A 17,604-nucleotide genomic window follows, 5' to 3' on the forward strand; every position below is an offset into this window, starting at 1 on the left:
CGGCCGATGACCATAGACCCACGCAGCAACAGCTTTCATTTCGCCTCGGCGCTCCTGCCCGACGGTTGGGTGGAGAATGTCCAGATCGTTGTCGCCGACGGCACGATCACCTCGATCGATCCCGGCATTCCCCCGCAATCAGGGGACGAGCGGCTTGGCGTCGCCCTGCCCGGCCTGCCCAATCTGCACAGCCACGCCTTTCAGCGCGGCATGGCTGGCCTGGCCGAGCGGCGCGGCGCCAGCGACGACAGTTTCTGGACGTGGCGCGAGACCATGTATCGCTTCGTCGATCGGCTGACGCCCGACCATCTTCAGGCGATCGCCGCGCTGGCCTATGTGGAGATGCTGGAAAGCGGCTTCACCCGCGTCGGCGAGTTTCATTATCTGCATCATGACCGGGATGGCCGCGCCTTCGCCGATCCGGTCGCCATGAGCGCGGCGATCGTGGCGGCGGCGCAGGAGAGCGGGATCGCCCTCACCCATCTTCCCGTCTTCTACGCCCATGCCGGATTTGGCGGCATCGCTCCCGGCGAAGGCCAGCGCCGTTTTATCCATGACCTGGACAGTTTCGGCGGCCTGCTGGAACGCCTCCGCACCCTGCTCGCGCCGCTGCCCGACGCGGTGCTGGGGATCGCGCCGCACAGCCTGCGGGCGGTGACGCCGGAGCAGTTGGGCCGGCTGGCGACGATGGCGGACGGCCCGGTGCACATCCATGTCGCCGAACAGGTCAGGGAAGTGGACGACTGCATCGCCTGGAGCGGGCAGCGGCCGGTCGAGTGGCTGCTTGCCAACATGCCCATCGACAGGCGCTGGTGCTTCGTCCATGCGACTCACATGACCGGGACCGAGACACAGGCATTGGCGACGAGCGGCGCAGTGGCGGGTCTGTGCCCGATCACGGAAGCCAATCTGGGCGACGGCCTCTTCCCGGCCCCCGCCTTTCTGGCGGCGGGGGGGCTGTTCGGGATAGGATCGGACTCCAACATCCTCATCGACGCGACAGAGGAATTGCGCCTGCTCGAATATGGCCAACGGCTGGTCGCGCGGGGACGCAACATTCTCGCTCCGACGGGCGGATCGATAGGCGGCACGCTCTATCGGGACGCCGTTCGGGGCGGAGCGCAAGCGCTGGGCGCACCAGCCGGATTGACGGTCGGCGCACCGGCAGATTTCCTGACGCTGGATGACACGCATCCATCCCTGACCAGACGAAAGGGCGATGCCCTGCTGGACAGCCATGTCTTTGCCGCCGGAAGATCGTCGGTCGACAGCCTGTGGCGGCGCGGCCGCCGGCTGGTCGAAAAGGGACGCCATATCCATCGGGATTTCATCGCCGCCCGCTATCGCGACGTGCTGACGGACTTGCTGGCGTGAAGCGATCGTCATTGCATGACCGCATCCGCCAGGACATTGAAAGAAGGATCATGTCCGGCGCCTGGGAAGCGGGACACCGCATCCCGCCCGAGCATGCGCTGATGTCCGATTATGGCTGTTCGCGCATGACCGTGAACAAGGCGATTTCGGCGCTCGTCGAACGGGGCCTGATCGAACGGCGGAAACGGGCGGGTAGCTTCGTAGCCGCGCCCAAGGTCCATCGCGCGGCGATCGACATCCCCGATATCGCGGCCGAAATCGAGGATCAGGGCGGCCGCCACGAACTGGACATGCTCGATCGGACGGAGCGGGCGGCCGGACCGCGCGATCGGGAATTGCTGGCGATGGGCAGTGGCCCGGTCCTTGCGTTGACCTGCCTCCATCGCGCCGATGGCCTGCCCTTCGCGATGGAGGAGCGGCTCATCAACCTCATGATCGTGCCGCTGGCGCGGGAGATCGATTTCATCCTGGAAAGCCCCGGCCGATGGCTGCTGGGCCATGTGCCCTGGACGGATGCCCGGCATCGCATCACCGCGATCGCCGCAACGCCGGTGATTGCCGGGCATCTTGGCCTGCGGGAGGACGCGCCCTGCCTGTCGATCGAGCGCTGGACCTGGCGCACGGCCGAACGCATCACCTATGTCCGGCAGATCTATCCCGGCGACCATGCGCTGACAGCCCGCTTCATCGCGTAGAGCGGAACGGAAAGCATCGTGGGCCAAGCCATTGCGATAGATCGGGCAGCATGGTGACAAATGCTGAAACATCCTTGAAATAGCTGGGCAAAATGACGCCTGCATAGCGGCCTTCACACCATTTTCAGCCCTGTTCAGGATGACATAATGCCTTCTTTCCCTCTGCCGATCCTTGCCACCATCGCCGCCCTTGGCATCGCCGCCTCGCCGACCCATGCAGAGCCGGCACATGGCCGGGCAGCGCCCACACGCGCGACGCAGGCAAAGGTGCCGGCCGCCGGAAAGACGGCCGACAATCGCCATCGGAAGGCCCGCCAGGGGCCGTGATCGGCGACATACCCGCCGAAAACCAGCTCAACCGCGCCGACATCGACGCCTATGGCGTCGGCAAGATCAGCGAATTGCTCGACGAAATCGTCGCGCAGACCCAGAGCAATCAGGGACGCAGCGACGACGGCCCGGTCGTGCTGGTAAACGGCAAGCGTGTTTCCGGCGTCAACGAAGTCAGCGACCTGCCGACCGAGGCCATATTGCGGCTCGACATCCTGCCGGAGGAGGTCGCGCTGAAATATGGCTATGATGCGCAACGCAAGGTCGTGAACATCATCTGCCCTGCTCGGCCGGATGCAGACCCGGCGCGCCACGGCCCTGTCCGACAGCGCCAGCGCTAGCCTGCTGGTCAACGGCAAGCTGCTGAAACTGCCCGCCGGCAATATGGGCGTGAACCTGCGCTTCAGCGGCGACACCAGCGCGCTGCGCTCCACCAGCGAGGAAGCCGGCCTCGCCTCGACACGGACGGCGCGGCGGACCAATGGCGGGGCGCAGATCAGCATCGACGTGCCGATCACCAGCCGGCGCAATGGCTTCCTGTCGGCGCTTGGCACATTGACGGCCAATGCCAATGCGTCCGTCACCCAATATTCCGATTATGGCGCACTTGGCACCTTCGGCTATGGGCTGAGCTGGACGCCGCGCACCGGCATCAGCTTCATCGCCGCGATCAACAACGACCGGTCCGCACCGACGCTGGAAGAACGGAACGCCCCGACGATCACGACGAGCAATGTCCGCATCTACGACTATGTTCGCAGCGAGAGCGCGACGGTGACGCAGGTGAGCGGCGGCAATCAGGACCTGAGGGCCGATAATCGCCATCAGCTCAAACTGGGGGCGACGGTGAAGCCCTGGTCGAAACGGAATCTCAGCCTGTCCGCCAATTATGTCAGCAGCCGGACCCGCAACGCGATCATCGACCTGTCGGGCGCGGCGCCCGCGCTGGAAGAGGCATTCCCCGACCGCTATGAGCGTGACGAGGACGGCACGCTCATCCGTATCAACAGCCGGCCGGTGAACGTCGCGCGGGAAGATCGCGAACAGTTCCGCTGGGGGATAAACTTCACGTCCGTGCTGCGCGCGCCCAGGCGACCGACGCCGCCACCGGGCTTCGCGCCGCCCCCCGGTCTGGATGGCGCGAGCCCGCCGGACGATGCCGATATTCTTGTGACCGGGCGGCGCGGCGAGGATGGGGCGCCGATGCCCCCGCCCGGAGGCCCTCCGGGCGGGGGACGCGGGGGGCCGGGCGGCATGGGGCCACCGCCGCCCGGCGGTCCGGGCGGCGGACCATTTGGCGGCGGCAGCGACAATGGCGCGCGGCTGCAATTCTCGCTCTACCACAGCATGGTCCTGCGCAATGCGGTGCTGTTGCGCGAAGGCTCGAACTGGATCGACCTGCTCGACGGCGGCACGCTGGGCGGCACCGCCCAGTCGCGTCACAGCGTCCAGCTGAGCAGCGGGATCATCGACAATGGCGTGGGCCTGCGCATCGACAGCAACTGGAAAAGCAGCGCCCATGTGTCCGGCGACCAGAGCCAGGCCGGCAGCGATCTGCGTTTCGGTTCCCTGCTGACCTTCGATCTGCGCCTCTTCGCCAATATGGCCAACCGCTTCCGCGGGCAAATCTGGGCGCGCGGCATGCGGGTCAGCCTGTCGGTCGAAAATATGCTGAACAGCCGCCAGACGGTGACGGACGCCAGCGGCGCGACCCCGCTCGCCTATCAGAAGGCCTATCTGGACCCCGAAGGCCGCACGGTCCTGCTGACGCTGCGGAAGATATTGTAGCGGGCGGGGCCGTCGCCCCGCCCACCCCCTAGTATTTGTTTGTTTTCCGTGATTTCCGAGCCGCCAGATGATTCCATCTGGCTCGAAATCACTCCAACGTCCGATCAGGGTGTCTTCGTTTCCACCGGCGCGGCGAGCGGGCCGCCCGTCACTGCCGGGGCCCCCTTCAGATAATGGGCCAGCCAGCCCTGCACTTCGCGATAGAATTGGCGGCTGTCCTCCGGCTTGGTGATCCAGTGCCAGGCATCCGGGAAGATCAGCAGGCGGCTGGGCACCTGCATCCGCTGCAAGGTCGACCAGGTTTCCAGCGTGTTGGACATGGGCACGCGATAGTCGCGCTCCCCCGCCGTCAGCAGCATGGGCGTCTTCCAGTCCTTGGCATAGGTGATCGGGCTTTGGTCGCGCCACACCTTGCTGTCGCCCCAGGGGGGACCGCCGCTCGCCACTTCGCGGCCATAGTTGAAGTCGCTGGTGCCCCATTGGGTCAGCAGATCGACTTCGCCCGCATGGCTGACGATGCATTTGTAGCGGGTGGTGGTCGCTTCCATCCAGTTGGACAGATGCCCGCCATAGCTGGCGCCGCCGATACAGGCATTGCCAGTGTCGATAAAGGCGAAGCGCTTGCCGGCTTCATCCACCGCCTGATTGATCTCGTCGGCCGGGCCGCGCAGCGGGTCCAGCTTGATCGCGCGCGAGAAGGCCTCGCCATAGCCGGTCGACCCCGTATAGTCGGTCATCAGCACGACATAGCCGGCGCTCGCCAGCAGATGATAGTTCCAGCGCAGGCCGATCTGGTCGGCGTTGGACGATGCCGGACCACCATGCATCAGCACCATCAGCGGATATTTCTTCGCCGGATCGAAGGCCGGCGGCGTCACGATCATGTTATGGATGCGACGACCTTTTCCCGATGTGAACCAGAAATGCTCCGGGCTGGACCAGTCGATCGTCGCCGCCAGCTGGGTATTCACATTGGTGAGGTTGCTGTGCCGCCTAGCCCTGGGGTCGATACGAACGATCTCGACGGGATTGATCGCGCTGCCATAGCTGGCGATCAACTGGGGCGCCTTCGCATCGGATGGGATGTCGATCGCGGTATAGCCGCCGACCTTCGGCGCGATCACCAGTTCCGGTTCACCGCCAGAAACGGCCACGCGATAAAGATTTTCCATCCCCGCGTCCGGCACGGTCAGGTAGAGGGTCAGGCTGTCGGGCGTCACGGCATAGCCGTCGACCTCACGATCGAACTGGCCCGTAAGCGGCGTCGCCGCCCCGCCGGCCGGCCAGGCGACGCGTTGCAGGCGTGCGAGATCATAGACTTCCTCACTCTGCGTGTTGAACTTGAAGATCAGCGTCTTGCCGTCGGGCGTGAATTTGGGATCGCCATATTCGCCCGGCGTCGATGTCACCAGACGCGGTTCGCCGCCATCGGCCGGCATGCGATAGAGGCCAAAATTCACGCGCGCATGTGCCGCATTCCAACGCTCGGTGGTTGCAATGAAGATGATTTCTTTGCCGTCCGGACTCCAGGCAGGCGACAGGGTGGAGCCGCCCTCATTCTTCGCACTGCCGCCAAAGCCTTCGGCCTGCGCCAGCTTCGTCGGCGACATTATGTCGCGCGGTGCCGCGCCCTCGGCCAACGACTGAACCCAGAGGCTGGGCCGCTTGTCGTCCAGCCAGTCGTTCCAGTAACGGATCGGGAAATGCTCATAGACGCGCATGTTGAACTTGCGCGCCTTGCGGTCCGCGGCTGCCTTTGCGTTGGCATCGACGTCCATCGCGCCGGGATAGACCTGGCTCTCGAACAGGATCGCCTGCCCGTCCGGGCGCCATTGCGGATTGCCCGCGCCGGTCGGGATATTGGTCACGCGCCGCGCATCGCCGCCCGCAAGATCGAGCATATAGATTTGCGCGACGTCATCGCCTTCGCGCTTTGCGGAGAAAGCGATGCGCCGGCTGTCGGGCGCCCAGACCGGATCGCTTTCGCCCGCCTTGGTCGCCGTCAGGCGGCGTGGTTGCGCGGATCCATCTGCGGGAACGATCCAAAGGTCGGTGACGGCTGCGTCCTTGTCATAGGAAGGCTCGGCCAGCGGATAGACGACCCATTTGCCATCGGGACTGGTCACGGGTGCACCGACCCGCTTCATCATCCAGAGCATCTCGTGCGTCAGCACCTGCTTGGGCTGGGCCAGCGCAGGCGCTGCACAGGTTCCGGCAACCAGTGCGGCCGACAGCAGCAAACGGGATATCATCTTCACGGTCCAAATTCCCGACTATCCAAAGAAATGCCTGTCGATGAGCATAAATTGCACGATCGTGCAATGCCTTGACGGATCGGGCGACCGAAACGCAACCAGGCCCGCACCGCGACGGTACGGGCCTGGCAAGGCCGGCGACCGGCTCAAAGCCGATGCAAGGAATGCCGGTTCGATCCGGCCGGGCGTGTCGGCGCCCGGCGGATCATCGTCAGAACTTCACCGACGCATTCACGAAGAAGGCGCGGCCATAGGCGTCATAGGTCGATGGATAGGTGTTCGCCTGATCCTGATTGTCGCCCATGATCGGCGGCTTCTTGTTGAAGACATTGTTCATGCCGATCGACCAGCTGAAGCGTTCCGTCGCCTGCACCTGCAACGCCAGGTCGAATAGATTGTAGGATTTGATCTTCTCGACCGTGTAGGTCGTGGTGTCGTCATCGTCCCGGACGCTCGACAGGTAGCGATGGGTCACGCCCAGCGTGATCGGCCCGCTGGTCCAGGTGATACGGTTGTTGAGCCGCAGCTTGGAATAGGGGTTGCCGCAATTGATGCCGAACTTGCCCGCGCAATTCTGGTTCAGCTCCGCGATCGCCGCCACCGGATTGAGGTCGTAGCGGATCAGGCGGGTGCCCGCGACGCGGAAGGCGAGCTTGCCGGTCTTGGCGCCGAACAGGCCGAAGTTAAGCGGCACGCTGTAGTTCAGTTCGAAATCGACGCCGGAGGTCTTGAGGCCGCCAGTGTTCGACTGGAGGTTCACCGCCCCCTCGATCTCGCTGCTGGTCGCATTGCGCGGCAGGAGCGAGCAGTAACTGCTGTCATATGGCGTCCAGCCATTCGCCTCGTCACCATAGCAGGCGCGGATGATATTCGCCGTACCGGCAGTGGAAATATAATTGTCGATCTTGATGTTGTAATAATCGACGGTCAGCGACAGGCGCGGCGCGAAGCTGGGTTGCAGGACGACGCCCAGGCCCCAGGTATTCGACGTTTCTTCGCGCAGGTCGGGATTGCCGCCAGTCACGGAGTCGATCTGCGAGCTGCCGCCGTAAAAATCGGTGCCGAGCGCGCTGGACGACACGCCACTGGCCAGACAGCTGGCCGACAGGGTGGCGCTGGTCGTGGCGGCAGAGGTCGCGCAGGGATCGGTCGCGGTCGGGAAGTCCTGCGACTGGCCGGAATAGAGTTCATAGACCGATGGCGCACGCACGGCCCGGCTATATTGGCCGCGGAAGGTGATGTCCTTGATCGGCGCATAGATGAGGCCCGCCGAAAAGGTGCTGACATTCTTCGCCGCAGTCGAATAGTGCGAGAAGCGATAGGCGCCGTTGAAGTCGAGCTTGTGGACCAGCGGCAGGTCGGCGAGCAGCGGCACGCTGATTTCCGTGAACAGCTCCTTCACATTATAGCTGCCACCCAGCCCCTGACCGGCGTTGAAGCCGACCACGTCGCCCGAGGACAGCGCTTCGTCGGGATTGTAGCTGCCCTTTTCGGACCGATATTCCGCGCCGATGGCGATCCCGGCCGGGCCGGCGCCCAGATCGAACAGATTGCCGTTGGTGATCGCTGCGTTCGCCACCTGCTCGGTGATGATGCTGACGTTGCGGGTGGTGATCGAAATGAAGTCGGCGGCCTCGTCGCTGATATTTCCCGCACCGAAGATATTCAGCGGGACGCAGCCATTGCTGGTATCGGAACAGACGAGATTGCCGTCCGCATCATAGGTCGTCCGCAGCGCCTGCTCGACCCGGCTGCGCGAGACATTGCCATATTGGGTTTCGACCTGCTTGGTCCGCGAATAGCTGTAATAGGCGTCGTAATTCCAGTCGCCGCTGATATTGCCCTTGGCGCCGATCAGCGCGCGGTACGCCGTATTGTCGACATTGGAGATGCGGTCGCCCACCTCGGTCAGGCGGCGATAGATGTTGGCGGAGGTATAGCCGTCGCCATCCGTGTCGCCCGCCGCCAGCAGCGCCTGCGATTCCGCCGAGAGGAAGGAGGAATCCGTGTCCAGATCGACCGTGCCGGTGAAGGGCGTGGGCGCCAGCTTGTTGCGGACCTTATTCTTGATGAACTGGCCCTCGCCATAGAGGGTCAGGTGATCGCTGACGTCGAAATGCGCCTGGCCGCTCAGCAGAATGCGTTCCTGGGGCACCTGCAGATAGTTGGAGGGGGCATAATTATAGGCGTCGGTCGCCGCGCTATAGGCCGAATAGCTGCCGTCCTGGCCGAACTTATACTGGCTGTTGTTCAGCGCCATGCGCGTGCCGGGGATCGTCCCCGATCCGCCTGCGACCAGATTGCCGTCGCCATCATCGGTATAGGTTTGTTTGGTGTAGCTGCGCGCGCTCTGGTCCACGCCCTGGCGCTTGATATAGTCGGCATAGAGGGTGATGTTGCCGCGCTCGTCGGCGAAATTCTGACCCAGCAGGATGTTGCTGTTGAAGGTGCCGCCATCGCCTTCTTCATTCAGGCGATAGTTGGCGTTCGCTTCCACCCCAGAGAAATTCTTCTTCATCACGAAGTTGATGACGCCGGCGATCGCGTCCGACCCATAAACGGCGGAGCGGCCGCCCGACACCACCTCGACATGGTCGATCAGGCCGGCGGGGACGGTGTTGAGGTCGACCACCTGATTGGAGTCATAGGACACATAGCGATGGCCGTCGACCAGCACCAGCGTGCGCTGGGCGCCCAGGCCGCGCAGGTCGGCAGTCGACACGCCACCGCCCGGATTGTTCGACGCAGCGGTCGTGCTGGGGATCAGCTGCGGCAGATCGTTGATGATCGCCTCGACATTCGCCTTGCCGCTGAGCTTCAGCTCCTGCGCGCTGACGATCGAAATGGGTGACGCCTGTTGCAGGTCCGGTCGGGCAATGCGCGATCCGGTGACGACGATCGTGTCCTCACCGGCGGCCGCGGTGTCTTCGCTGGCCTGAGCAAAGGCCGGCGTCGTCAGGCCGAGCAGGATCGTCGACGCCAGGAGGCGCCGGCTGAATTGAGCCGATATCATGATATGCTCCCTTCGATTTCGCTATGTGCGACCCGTGCAGTTCTCTGATCGGCTGCATCGAGCTGGTGCTCCGATTTGCCGAGGGAGCAGGCAAATCGTCAATGTTGCACATCTGTTAAATGACAGGTTTTTCGCGCGTGTGACTTTTAAAATACAGTTATTTCAAGATGTTGCATATCTTGTCGTAATATTGCGCAATGGCGGAAATGTTTCGCCACATCGCCGGTCCCAAACCGGTGAGGCGCGCGCACCGCCGCGCGCCGCGCGCGCAGGATTCGGTCTGGCGCGGGCGGTGCGATGATGATCGGGTTCGCGCCCTTATGGCTGTGCGGGTCCGCTGCGCGCGACACGAACGGCATAAACCTGGTTGCTGCCGTCCATGTTGGAACGGAAGATCATCCACTTCCCGTCCGGCGTGAAGGTGATGTTCGGTTCCAGCCGATAGTCATGGCGGCGCATGTCGACGATCTTCTCCGTCTCCAGCGTGCCCGGCGCGATCAGATCGGCGGCGTTGTCGGCATGGATGCCGGCCACGTCCGGGATCGCCCTGGGCGTGAAGAGGTAGAGATATTTGCCGTCGGGCGCATGGGCGACCATCTCGCTGTCGCCGCCATCGCCGGAAAAGCGCTTCAGGTCGGGCGTCTGGTTATAGTGGACCGACCACATGTTGCGATCGACATGATACCATTGACGCTTGCCCGTCGCGATCTCGTAACCCGCCAGCCAGAACACCTCGCCACGCGGCGTCTGGAGATCATACCAGATCCACTTGCCGTCGGGCGAGAAGAACTCGTGCCCGGCAATTTCCATGTTCATCGTGCGCTTGTGGACCTGCTGCTGGCCGCTGCCGTCGGTACGAATGGTCCAGATGCGGTCGACCTTATGCCATGGTCCTTCATGGCAATATAGGATGAGGCCAGGATCGGTGGGCGAGAACTGGACATGGTTGAGCCAGTCGGTGGAGGCGACCACCACCTTGCGTTCACCGGTGCGGATGTTGATGGTGAAAATCTCCATCGGGATCTTCGCTTCCAGACGTTCATTAAGGCGCACTTCCTTCGCCTCGGCAAAGCTCAGCGGCTTGCCGTCAGGCCCGTTGGCGGCATAATTGGCTTGGCCGAACTGCTGCTTGATTTCCGGCGCCTTGCCCTTGGCCGTGCCATCGGGCTGGAGCGGCTTGTCGCTCGCCGCCCATTGGCCGAGCAGCAGCGTCTCGTCGGCATTGATCGACCCGATCGATCCCTTGGCCACGGCCGCGATCTTGCGGACCTTGCCGCTGTCGATGTCGGCGGCGAAGATGGTGGTCGCCCCCGCCCCTTCGTTGCGGCCATGGCTGGCATAATAGACGCTGCGCGTCTTGCGGCCGGTGAAGAGGAGTTGCAGGTCGGCCCCCTTGACCAGCGGCTTGATGCTCCAGTCCGCCAGGGTCACGACGCTGATCCCGTCCGGCGTTGAGATGACCATCTTGTCGCCTTGCGGCGTATAGCTGTTCTGGTGGAAATAGAGGCTGGCCGCGCCGCCCGGCTGGTCGGTGATCTGGACGATCTCATGCCCGGTCAGCGCGTCGGTCCATTGCTTCACCGGCTTGGCCGATAGGCCGCTGCCCCAGACCAGCGCCAGCAAAGCCAGCGCCGAAATGCCGCTCTTCATGTCTCTCATCCTTCTCTTCAGCCCTGCACCGGCAGCGCATCGGGGATGAGCGCCAGATTCTCGATCGCGGCAAGACCCCATTGGGCCGCCGCATTGGTGGATACGTCCGGCCATTCGACCGTCGGCGCGATGACCTTCGCCCCCGTCAAGGTGACACGCGGATCGCCCTTCGACAGACCCTGCCCTGCCTCGCCGGACAGAAACTCTTCCCACGCCCGGCGCGCCATGGCGGCGTCCCCCGTCTCGCGGGCAAGATAGGCGGTCAGGCGCGAATGCCCCTCCTTCAGGTTGCGACTCTTGTAAGGCTCATGGAATTCCGCCTCCCACTCCGCCTTGGGCGCGTTGAACCAGCGGCAATAATCCAGCCAGGCCTTGCGATAATGGGGCACGTCCAGCAATTGGAGCAGCTCCGCATTGACCTCCAGCGCACCGAACACGGCATTGAGGTGCGAGAGGCTGATCTTGTCCCCTTCCCCCATGAAGCGTCCGGTCGCCAGATCATAAGGCGCGCTGCCCGCCAGCCAGCCACGCTTCAAACGGCCGATACTGTCCATGCCGGCCATCAGCCGATCGCGCCACTTCCGCTCGCCCGTCCGCTCCCATTCGGTGAGCCAGGCCGAAGCGACCGAACACCACATCGTGCCAAAGCTGAGGTCGATCACGCCTTCGGGCAGCGGGTTACGCTCTGCGCCCGGCACTTTGCGGCCGATTTCGACGTGGCGGAGCGCCTGGTCGGAATCGAGCAGGTCGCGCATCAGGTCGCCGACCCGCTCGTCCGCGGTCAGATAATAGAAGATACGGCGATAGATGGCGTTGCTGACGCGCGGCTGCTTGCTGCTGTCGCTCCAGTGCTGGACGCCATGGCGGGTGCCCAGACCCTTGAAGCGGCCCATATGATAGACGTCGACTTCGCCGCCATGGCGCGTCATCGCCTCGGCAAAGCGGAACAGCTTCGGATCACCGGTACGCAGCACACTCAGCCACAGCCACAGGTCGGGCGACAATTCGCTATTGTCCCAGGCGTAGCCGCCAATGTCATAGCGCCACTGATGCCGGTCGAAATCATAGGTGTGCATGACATCGCCATGGTTCCAGAAACCATACCAGCGGCGGCGATCCACCTCGCTTTCGTAAAAGGCGGCGAGGTTGCCGATCTGGTCCTCGATCCGCGCCTTCATCGGAGAGGAGCGATCGGGCAGACCCCAAGGACCGAAGACGCCGGCCATATGGATGCGCTCCGGCGTCGCCATCAGTTGCGGCGGCACGGCATTGGCCTGCGCCATGGCGGAAAGGCGCTCGGCTTCCGGCGTGGCGGCGCAGGCCCAGAGCGTCAGTTCGCTGGTGCGGGCAACGCCGGTCGCGCTGTCCCAGCCCGGCTCATAATCCTCATAGGTAATGGCCAGCCCTTCATTCTGGGCGTCATAGCCTTCCATCCCCAGCACCCCGCGATAGGGGCGCATGTCCATGGGTTTCGCGTCGGGCGACCAGAGCCACAGGCTGAGCGCTGCCTCATCACCGGCCGCGCCGCGAATGTCGATCTGGGCGGGATGACGCTGCCAGAAATAGCGCCCCGCCATCGCCACGCCGCCCTGTGGCGAGCCGACATAGCCCAGCCCCAGCGCACGGGTGCCTGCGGTCGAGTCGACCCAGGCATGGCCCGGTTCGGTGCGCTTGGCGATGGCGAAACCGTCGGCGGTCAACTGGCTGAGGCTGAAGTCGCTCCAGGTCGGGATGCGGTCCAGCAACGAACGGACACCCGGCGCGATGCTGTCCAGCGCGACCGCCTTGCCGGCGATCTGCGCCGCGCGGGCCGCTGCGCCCGGATCGCGGCGCAAGCCGGTCAGCGGGCGAACGGCTTCGGAGAAGAGGCTGCCCTCTGCGGTGGCGAGACGGACATGACGGTCATGCGGCGCGCCGGCCATGGGGACGGCGGTGCTGAGGCCGATGCTGCTGACGAAATCCTTCGCCGGATCGCCGTCGAAGATGAAGCTGTGCATGACGCGCAGGTGATCGCCGCCCGCATAGGCATAGAGGCGCAGGGTGAAGGGCAGCATGGTCCGCCCTGCCCCTGCATGCACGCCTTCCAGCTTCACGACCGCGCGGACCGGTCCCTTCTGCTCGACCGTCACCTTGTCGATCCGCCCGGTGAGGCGGGTGCGCTTGCCGTCCTCAGGGGCATCGTCGACGCTCGCGACGAGGGAGAGCGCACCCATCACCTGCCGCTCGCCCGACCATGCGCCTGCGATGACGGCCTGACCCGAACGCGGAATGCGCCAGCGGGTCGTACCGCTGACGATCTCCACGGCATCGGCGCTTTCGCGCAGCAGCACGGGCGCGGCGGGTGCCTGGGGCTTGCCGGGGACGACGTCCAGACCAGCGAGCTGCGCCATGCCCGCAGGCAGGGCATGGGCCGACCATTTGAGCGAGCCGTCGGGCCAGGTCGCCAGCGTCCAATGCTGCGACGCCAGCGATGCGCCATCCTTCCCGCGCAGGCTGAGCGGCGCACTGGCCCGCACCGCACCGCGCGGCCATGGCACGCCGAAGGTCTGGCCAAGGCTGAGCGCCGGCGCTTCGCCGTCGATCCAGCGCACCGGCGTTTGCGGCACGCCGCGCGTCGATCGCGTGGCTGCGAGTGCCTCGGGCGGTAGCATCGCAGCCGCCCCACCCAGCAGACCCAGACTCAACATATCGCGCCGCTTGACCGTCAGATGTCCGTTCATGTCCCCCTCCTTGGCGGGGCCGGTTTAGAGCATGTTCCGATTAGATTTGATCGTAACATGCTCTATTTTCTTTCGTTTTCCGTGATTTCCGAGCCGCGAAATGTTTCATTTCACTCGAAATCACTTAGGGCCGGCTGATCGAGAAATGGCGTAGCTGGATATGGCTCTGCGTCGTGCGCACGCCAAAATGGCCGTGCCGGTAAGGCTCGTCGTCTGTCATGTCGAAAAGGATGGCGCCGTCCCGTTCCACCGCTATGCGCTGCCGATCGGCGATCAGCCGCAGGTGGAACCAGCGATTAGGCTTGAGCATGTCCGCCTTGCCGGGCCGGTCATGCTGCGGCAGCAAGGGACGGTTCCCCACCTCGCCGACATAGCGGCGCATCCGCGTGGTCGTGTTGCGATTGCCGCCGATGCCCACATAATAGGTCCTCAGCAGGTCATAGTCCTGGAACAGGCCGCTGCGCCGCCTGGCCAGCACCGATCCGTTCGGCGCGGCGGGATCGGTCGCCATCCAGAAGGCGTTGACGTCGCTGACTTCGTCATGCGGCCCGCCGGCGGACACGGCCCGGACCTCATAATCGATCGCGACAGGACCGGTCAGTTCGGGCAGGAACCACAATGTCAGCCCGGCCGGCGTATCGATGTCGAGCACACCGCCTTGTGCGCTCACCTGCGCGTCGCCCGCCGCTTCGATCCGCCATTGACGAAGACCATGGCGGAAATCGTCGCGGTGGAGGATGCGGCCGGGCGCGCGCGCCGCCACTGGCAGACAAGCCAGCGCGGCGAGCATCGCCCGGCGGTCGAACCCGGTCGGGATCACAGTTTCAGGCGAACGCCGCCATAGACCCTGCGGCCGAAGGTTTCGATGATGGTCCGGCGATAGACGCTGTTGGCATTCTCCTTGCGCGTGGCATCAAGCAGGTTGACCCCTTCGAGGAAGAAGGACACGCCGGGCATCACCGTGATGTTGAGCGATGCGTCGAGCTGGCCATAGGCCTCCCCGAATTCGGGGTTGTTGCCACGGCCCTGCGCCACGATCAGATATTTCGATCGCCAGTTATACGCACCGCGCAGGCTGACGACGTCATCCTCATAATAGGCCGAGACGTTGTAGGCATGATGCGACAGGCCCTGGAACGGCAGGGATTCACCGGTGAAGGCGTCCTTGCCTTCATAGCCGCTGTCCTTCGAATAGGTGTAGTTGGCGATCACACCCATATTCTTGACGACCGGCACATCGATGAAGTCGAACGCAACCTGCGCGCCCGCTTCGACACCGTTAATCGTCACTTTTTGCGTTCCGTTGGTCGGCACCGTAATATTGTAGATGGTCCCGTCCGCAGCTTCGAAGCGCTCGGTGGTATTCTGAATGAAGCTACTGATTTCCTTGCGGAAATATGTCACCGACGCGAAGCTGGTCTTGTTGATATAATATTCGAGGCCAGCGTCATATTGCCGCGCCCGGAACGGTTGCAGCGTCGGATTGCCCCGCGAGCCGGACAGTCCGACAATATCCAGCGTGAAGCGCGGCGCGAGTTGTTGCGGCACCGGGCGCGCCATCACTTCGGTCGCGGTCGCGCGCGCCATCAGCTTGTTGGGGATCAGTTCCGCCTTCAGGTTGATGGACGGCAGGAATTCGGTGTTCTTGCTGTCGAATGCGACGGGCGTGATGACGGGCGGCGGGACCGGCAGGCCCGGCCCAGGTGCACGCTGCGCCGTGCTCTGATAACCGGACGTATCCACCTTGGTATTCACGACGCGCGCGCCGATCACGCCGCTGACCGGCACCGCGCCGACATCGAACGCGAACGCCGCCTGCGCGAACCCTGCAAGATTGCGTTCCTTGACCTGCCATGTGTCGGTGTAGGTCTGGCACGTGCCGTCCCGTGTCGCCGGACAGCCACCGGCTGCGAAGGGATCGGGAATACCGACCGCATCGGCCACCGCTTGATTCATGTTGAGCCATGCCGTGTAGCCACCGTCAAAGCCCAGGTTGCCAGTATGGAAGAATGGTGCCGTGCCGAGCGAAGCATTGCTGCCGATGATTGACTGAATCTGGTTCTGGACCGCCGGATTGCCGACCCCGCTCAAAACCGTCTGGCGGCTGAACAGCTTGGAATTGACCTCCAGGTTACGCGCCTGAGCACCAATCTTGAAGGATGTGAACGGGCCACCGTCGGGCTTATATTCCGCATCCAGCTTGGCCATCTTTTCGGTCTGATCGTCATAGCGCGGACGGCGCAGAACTGTCAGCTGGTTGATCCCCGCTGTGGTGGTCGGATCATTGGGCAGAGTGATCTGCGGCGCTTGCTGTGGATTGTTATAATCCACGATCAGGCGCGACATGCCGGTAACGGCCGCCGTCGCGTTGATCTCGTTATTATAAGCCTTCGCCTTGGAGTAAGAGATTTTCGGCGTCAGCGTCAGCTTGCCCGTGGTCCAGTCGCCGCCAATGGCGACATTGTAGGTGGTGCGGGTAATATCGCCCAGAATGTTGCGATAGGATACACCGAGCTGGCTGGCCGCGCCGCTGTTATTGATCATTTCGAGATGCTGGACGGTGTTATCCGGCCCCATTACTGTTCTGGCGGTATCGACCGTGCCGCCGGACGTGCCGGTTTGCAGGAATTGCGACGTCACCGACTGGATCGAACGGGTCCAGTTGCTTTCCAGATACAGGTTCAGATCGTCGCTCGGCTTCCATTCGACAATACCGTTCAGGGCATAGCGGCGGGTTTCGAGACGGTTGATGACGTAGCGCGGAATGTCGGGGAAGAATTCGCCCACGCCATCGCCATTCAGGTCATAGGGCTGCACACCCGGCGTCACGCGATCGCTATCCAGTTGCACCCAACCCGTGGTGCGCGCCTGATGGCTTTCGACATTGCGGTTTTCGAAAGTGCCCGACACCAGAACGCCCAGCGTGCCGTCAGCGAAGGTATCACTGCCGATGATAGCCAGGCGCGGGTCCATATGGTCGCCGATATCAGCGTAGATGGCCTGCGCCGACCCTGCAAGATAAGGCTTGCCGCCATTGTCGAATGGGCGACGCGTGATAACGCGCACGGTGCCGCCGACACCGCCTTCGGTCATGTCGGCGGTCGCGGACTTCACGACCTCAAGCCGGTTGACGAATTCGGAGGGCAGGTCACGGAAGTCAACGTCCCGTCCGCCGCCAACGGATGTCGAAAGCGCGGTCGTGCCATTGATCTCGACGCGATTGAGTTGCGGATCGGCGCCGCGAATGGTGATGCCTGCACCTTCGCCGTCGGCGCGGTTAAGCTGAACACCGGTAACGCGCTGCAACGCCTCGCCGACATTCTTGTCGGGGAACTTGCCGATATCCTCCGCCGAAATCGCATCCAGCACCTGCGGCGCATTACGCTTGGCGTTGAGCGCGCCCTGAAGGCTGCTGCGGATGCCGGTCACGACGATATCCGTGTCGGCGACATTCTCCTGCTGGGGGCCGCCGTCCTGCGGCAGCGCTTCCTGCGCAGCCACGGCCAGCGGTGTCACCGCGACCAGCGCCGCATAGGAAATCGAAGCAAGTTTCACATGTCGCAACCGCACCAGTCATCCTCCCTTTACCAACATTCCACATGTTGGAATTCAATTACGTTATTTGGAAAAATGACCCCTCCTTGTCAAGCCACTGTTTTTTAAGGCGGACAGAAGGAGGCATGAACGCGACGGAAAGAGTCTGTAAAAATTAAATAAGTGAATGATATTATTGATATTATTGATATTATTGGAGATTCCAAATTTGCCCCGCCACGGAT

General features: G+C 63.5%; 11 protein-coding genes. 5 read left to right on the forward strand and 6 right to left on the reverse strand.

Annotation, left to right across the window (positions count from 1 at the left end; translation table 11 throughout):
• The first annotated feature begins 6 nt into the window (after positions 1-6).
• The 5 genes from DM806_RS19735 to DM806_RS19750 all read left to right on the forward strand — a co-directional run bounded on the left by DM806_RS19735 (position 7) and on the right by DM806_RS19750 (position 4,187).
• Complete coding sequence (locus tag DM806_RS19735) at positions 7-1,374, forward strand: formimidoylglutamate deiminase (RefSeq protein WP_179044867.1); 1,368 nt, start codon at positions 7-9, stop codon at positions 1,372-1,374.
• Positions 1,371-2,069 (forward strand): histidine utilization repressor, encoded by a 699-nt coding sequence (hutC, locus tag DM806_RS19740; RefSeq protein ID WP_179044868.1) that lies wholly within the window; start codon positions 1,371-1,373, stop codon positions 2,067-2,069. The genes DM806_RS19735 and hutC overlap by 4 nt, the downstream gene beginning before the upstream one ends.
• A gap of 147 nt (positions 2,070-2,216) precedes the next feature.
• The gene (locus DM806_RS19745; RefSeq protein ID WP_179044869.1) at positions 2,217-2,396 is read left to right on the forward strand and encodes a hypothetical protein; all 180 of its coding nucleotides are present in this window, start codon (positions 2,217-2,219) and stop codon (positions 2,394-2,396) included.
• Positions 2,393-2,740 carry a hypothetical protein gene (locus DM806_RS27420; protein WP_256869409.1) on the forward strand — a complete coding sequence of 116 codons (348 nt, stop codon included), beginning with the start codon at positions 2,393-2,395 and terminating at the stop codon, positions 2,738-2,740. The genes DM806_RS19745 and DM806_RS27420 overlap by 4 nt, the downstream gene beginning before the upstream one ends.
• On the forward strand, positions 2,694-4,187 hold the full coding sequence (locus DM806_RS19750; RefSeq protein WP_256869410.1) for a hypothetical protein: 1,494 nt from the start codon (positions 2,694-2,696) through the stop codon (positions 4,185-4,187). Before DM806_RS27420 ends, DM806_RS19750 begins: the two co-directional genes overlap by 47 nt.
• Before the next feature lie 104 nt (positions 4,188-4,291).
• Here the strand turns inward: DM806_RS19750 and DM806_RS19755 are convergent, their stop codons facing one another.
• The 6 genes from DM806_RS19755 to DM806_RS19780 all read right to left on the reverse strand — a co-directional run bounded on the left by DM806_RS19755 (position 4,292) and on the right by DM806_RS19780 (position 17,395).
• On the reverse strand, positions 4,292-6,439 hold the full coding sequence (locus DM806_RS19755; protein ID WP_179044964.1) for a dipeptidyl-peptidase 5: 2,148 nt from the start codon (positions 6,437-6,439) through the stop codon (positions 4,292-4,294).
• 214 nt (positions 6,440-6,653) lie between these two features.
• Complete coding sequence (locus DM806_RS19760; protein WP_179044870.1) at positions 6,654-9,455, reverse strand: TonB-dependent receptor; 2,802 nt, start codon at positions 9,453-9,455, stop codon at positions 6,654-6,656.
• Positions 9,456-9,773: 318 nt separating this feature from the next.
• Positions 9,774-11,105 carry an oligogalacturonate lyase family protein gene (locus tag DM806_RS19765; RefSeq protein WP_372859645.1) on the reverse strand — a complete coding sequence of 444 codons (1,332 nt, stop codon included), beginning with the start codon at positions 11,103-11,105 and terminating at the stop codon, positions 9,774-9,776.
• Positions 11,106-11,122: 17 nt separating this feature from the next.
• Entirely contained in the window at positions 11,123-13,825 is a 2,703-nt protein-coding gene (locus DM806_RS19770; RefSeq protein ID WP_179044872.1) for an exo-rhamnogalacturonan lyase family protein, read from the reverse strand.
• Between the two features lie 124 nt (positions 13,826-13,949).
• Positions 13,950-14,615, reverse strand: coding sequence for a DUF6250 domain-containing protein (locus tag DM806_RS19775; protein WP_179044965.1), 666 nt, complete (start codon positions 14,613-14,615; stop codon positions 13,950-13,952).
• A gap of 26 nt (positions 14,616-14,641) precedes the next feature.
• Positions 14,642-17,395: a TonB-dependent receptor gene (locus DM806_RS19780; protein WP_372859647.1), complete on the reverse strand. Its 2,754-nt coding sequence runs from the start codon at positions 17,393-17,395 to the stop codon at positions 14,642-14,644.
• Positions 17,396-17,604 lie beyond the last annotated feature (209 nt).

The sequence above is a fragment of the Sphingobium lactosutens genome (genome assembly GCF_013393185.1).
GTDB lineage: Bacteria > Pseudomonadota > Alphaproteobacteria > Sphingomonadales > Sphingomonadaceae > Sphingobium > Sphingobium lactosutens_A.

Coding starts and splice junctions, on each gene's coding strand:
- DM806_RS19750 (WP_256869410.1), top strand. CDS start 2,694: ATGCAGACCCGGCGCGCCACGGCCCTGTCCGACAGCGCCAGCGCTAGC.
- DM806_RS19745 (WP_179044869.1), top strand. CDS start 2,217: ATGCCTTCTTTCCCTCTGCCGATCCTTGCCACCATCGCCGCCCTTGGC.
- DM806_RS19735 (WP_179044867.1), top strand. CDS start 7: ATGACCATAGACCCACGCAGCAACAGCTTTCATTTCGCCTCGGCGCTC.
- DM806_RS19760 (WP_179044870.1), bottom strand. CDS start 9,455: ATGATATCGGCTCAATTCAGCCGGCGCCTCCTGGCGTCGACGATCCTG.
- DM806_RS19765 (WP_372859645.1), bottom strand. CDS start 11,105: ATGAAGAGCGGCATTTCGGCGCTGGCTTTGCTGGCGCTGGTCTGGGGC.
- DM806_RS19775 (WP_179044965.1), bottom strand. CDS start 14,615: ATGCTCGCCGCGCTGGCTTGTCTGCCAGTGGCGGCGCGCGCGCCCGGC.
- DM806_RS19770 (WP_179044872.1), bottom strand. CDS start 13,825: ATGAACGGACATCTGACGGTCAAGCGGCGCGATATGTTGAGTCTGGGT.
- DM806_RS19755 (WP_179044964.1), bottom strand. CDS start 6,439: ATGATATCCCGTTTGCTGCTGTCGGCCGCACTGGTTGCCGGAACCTGT.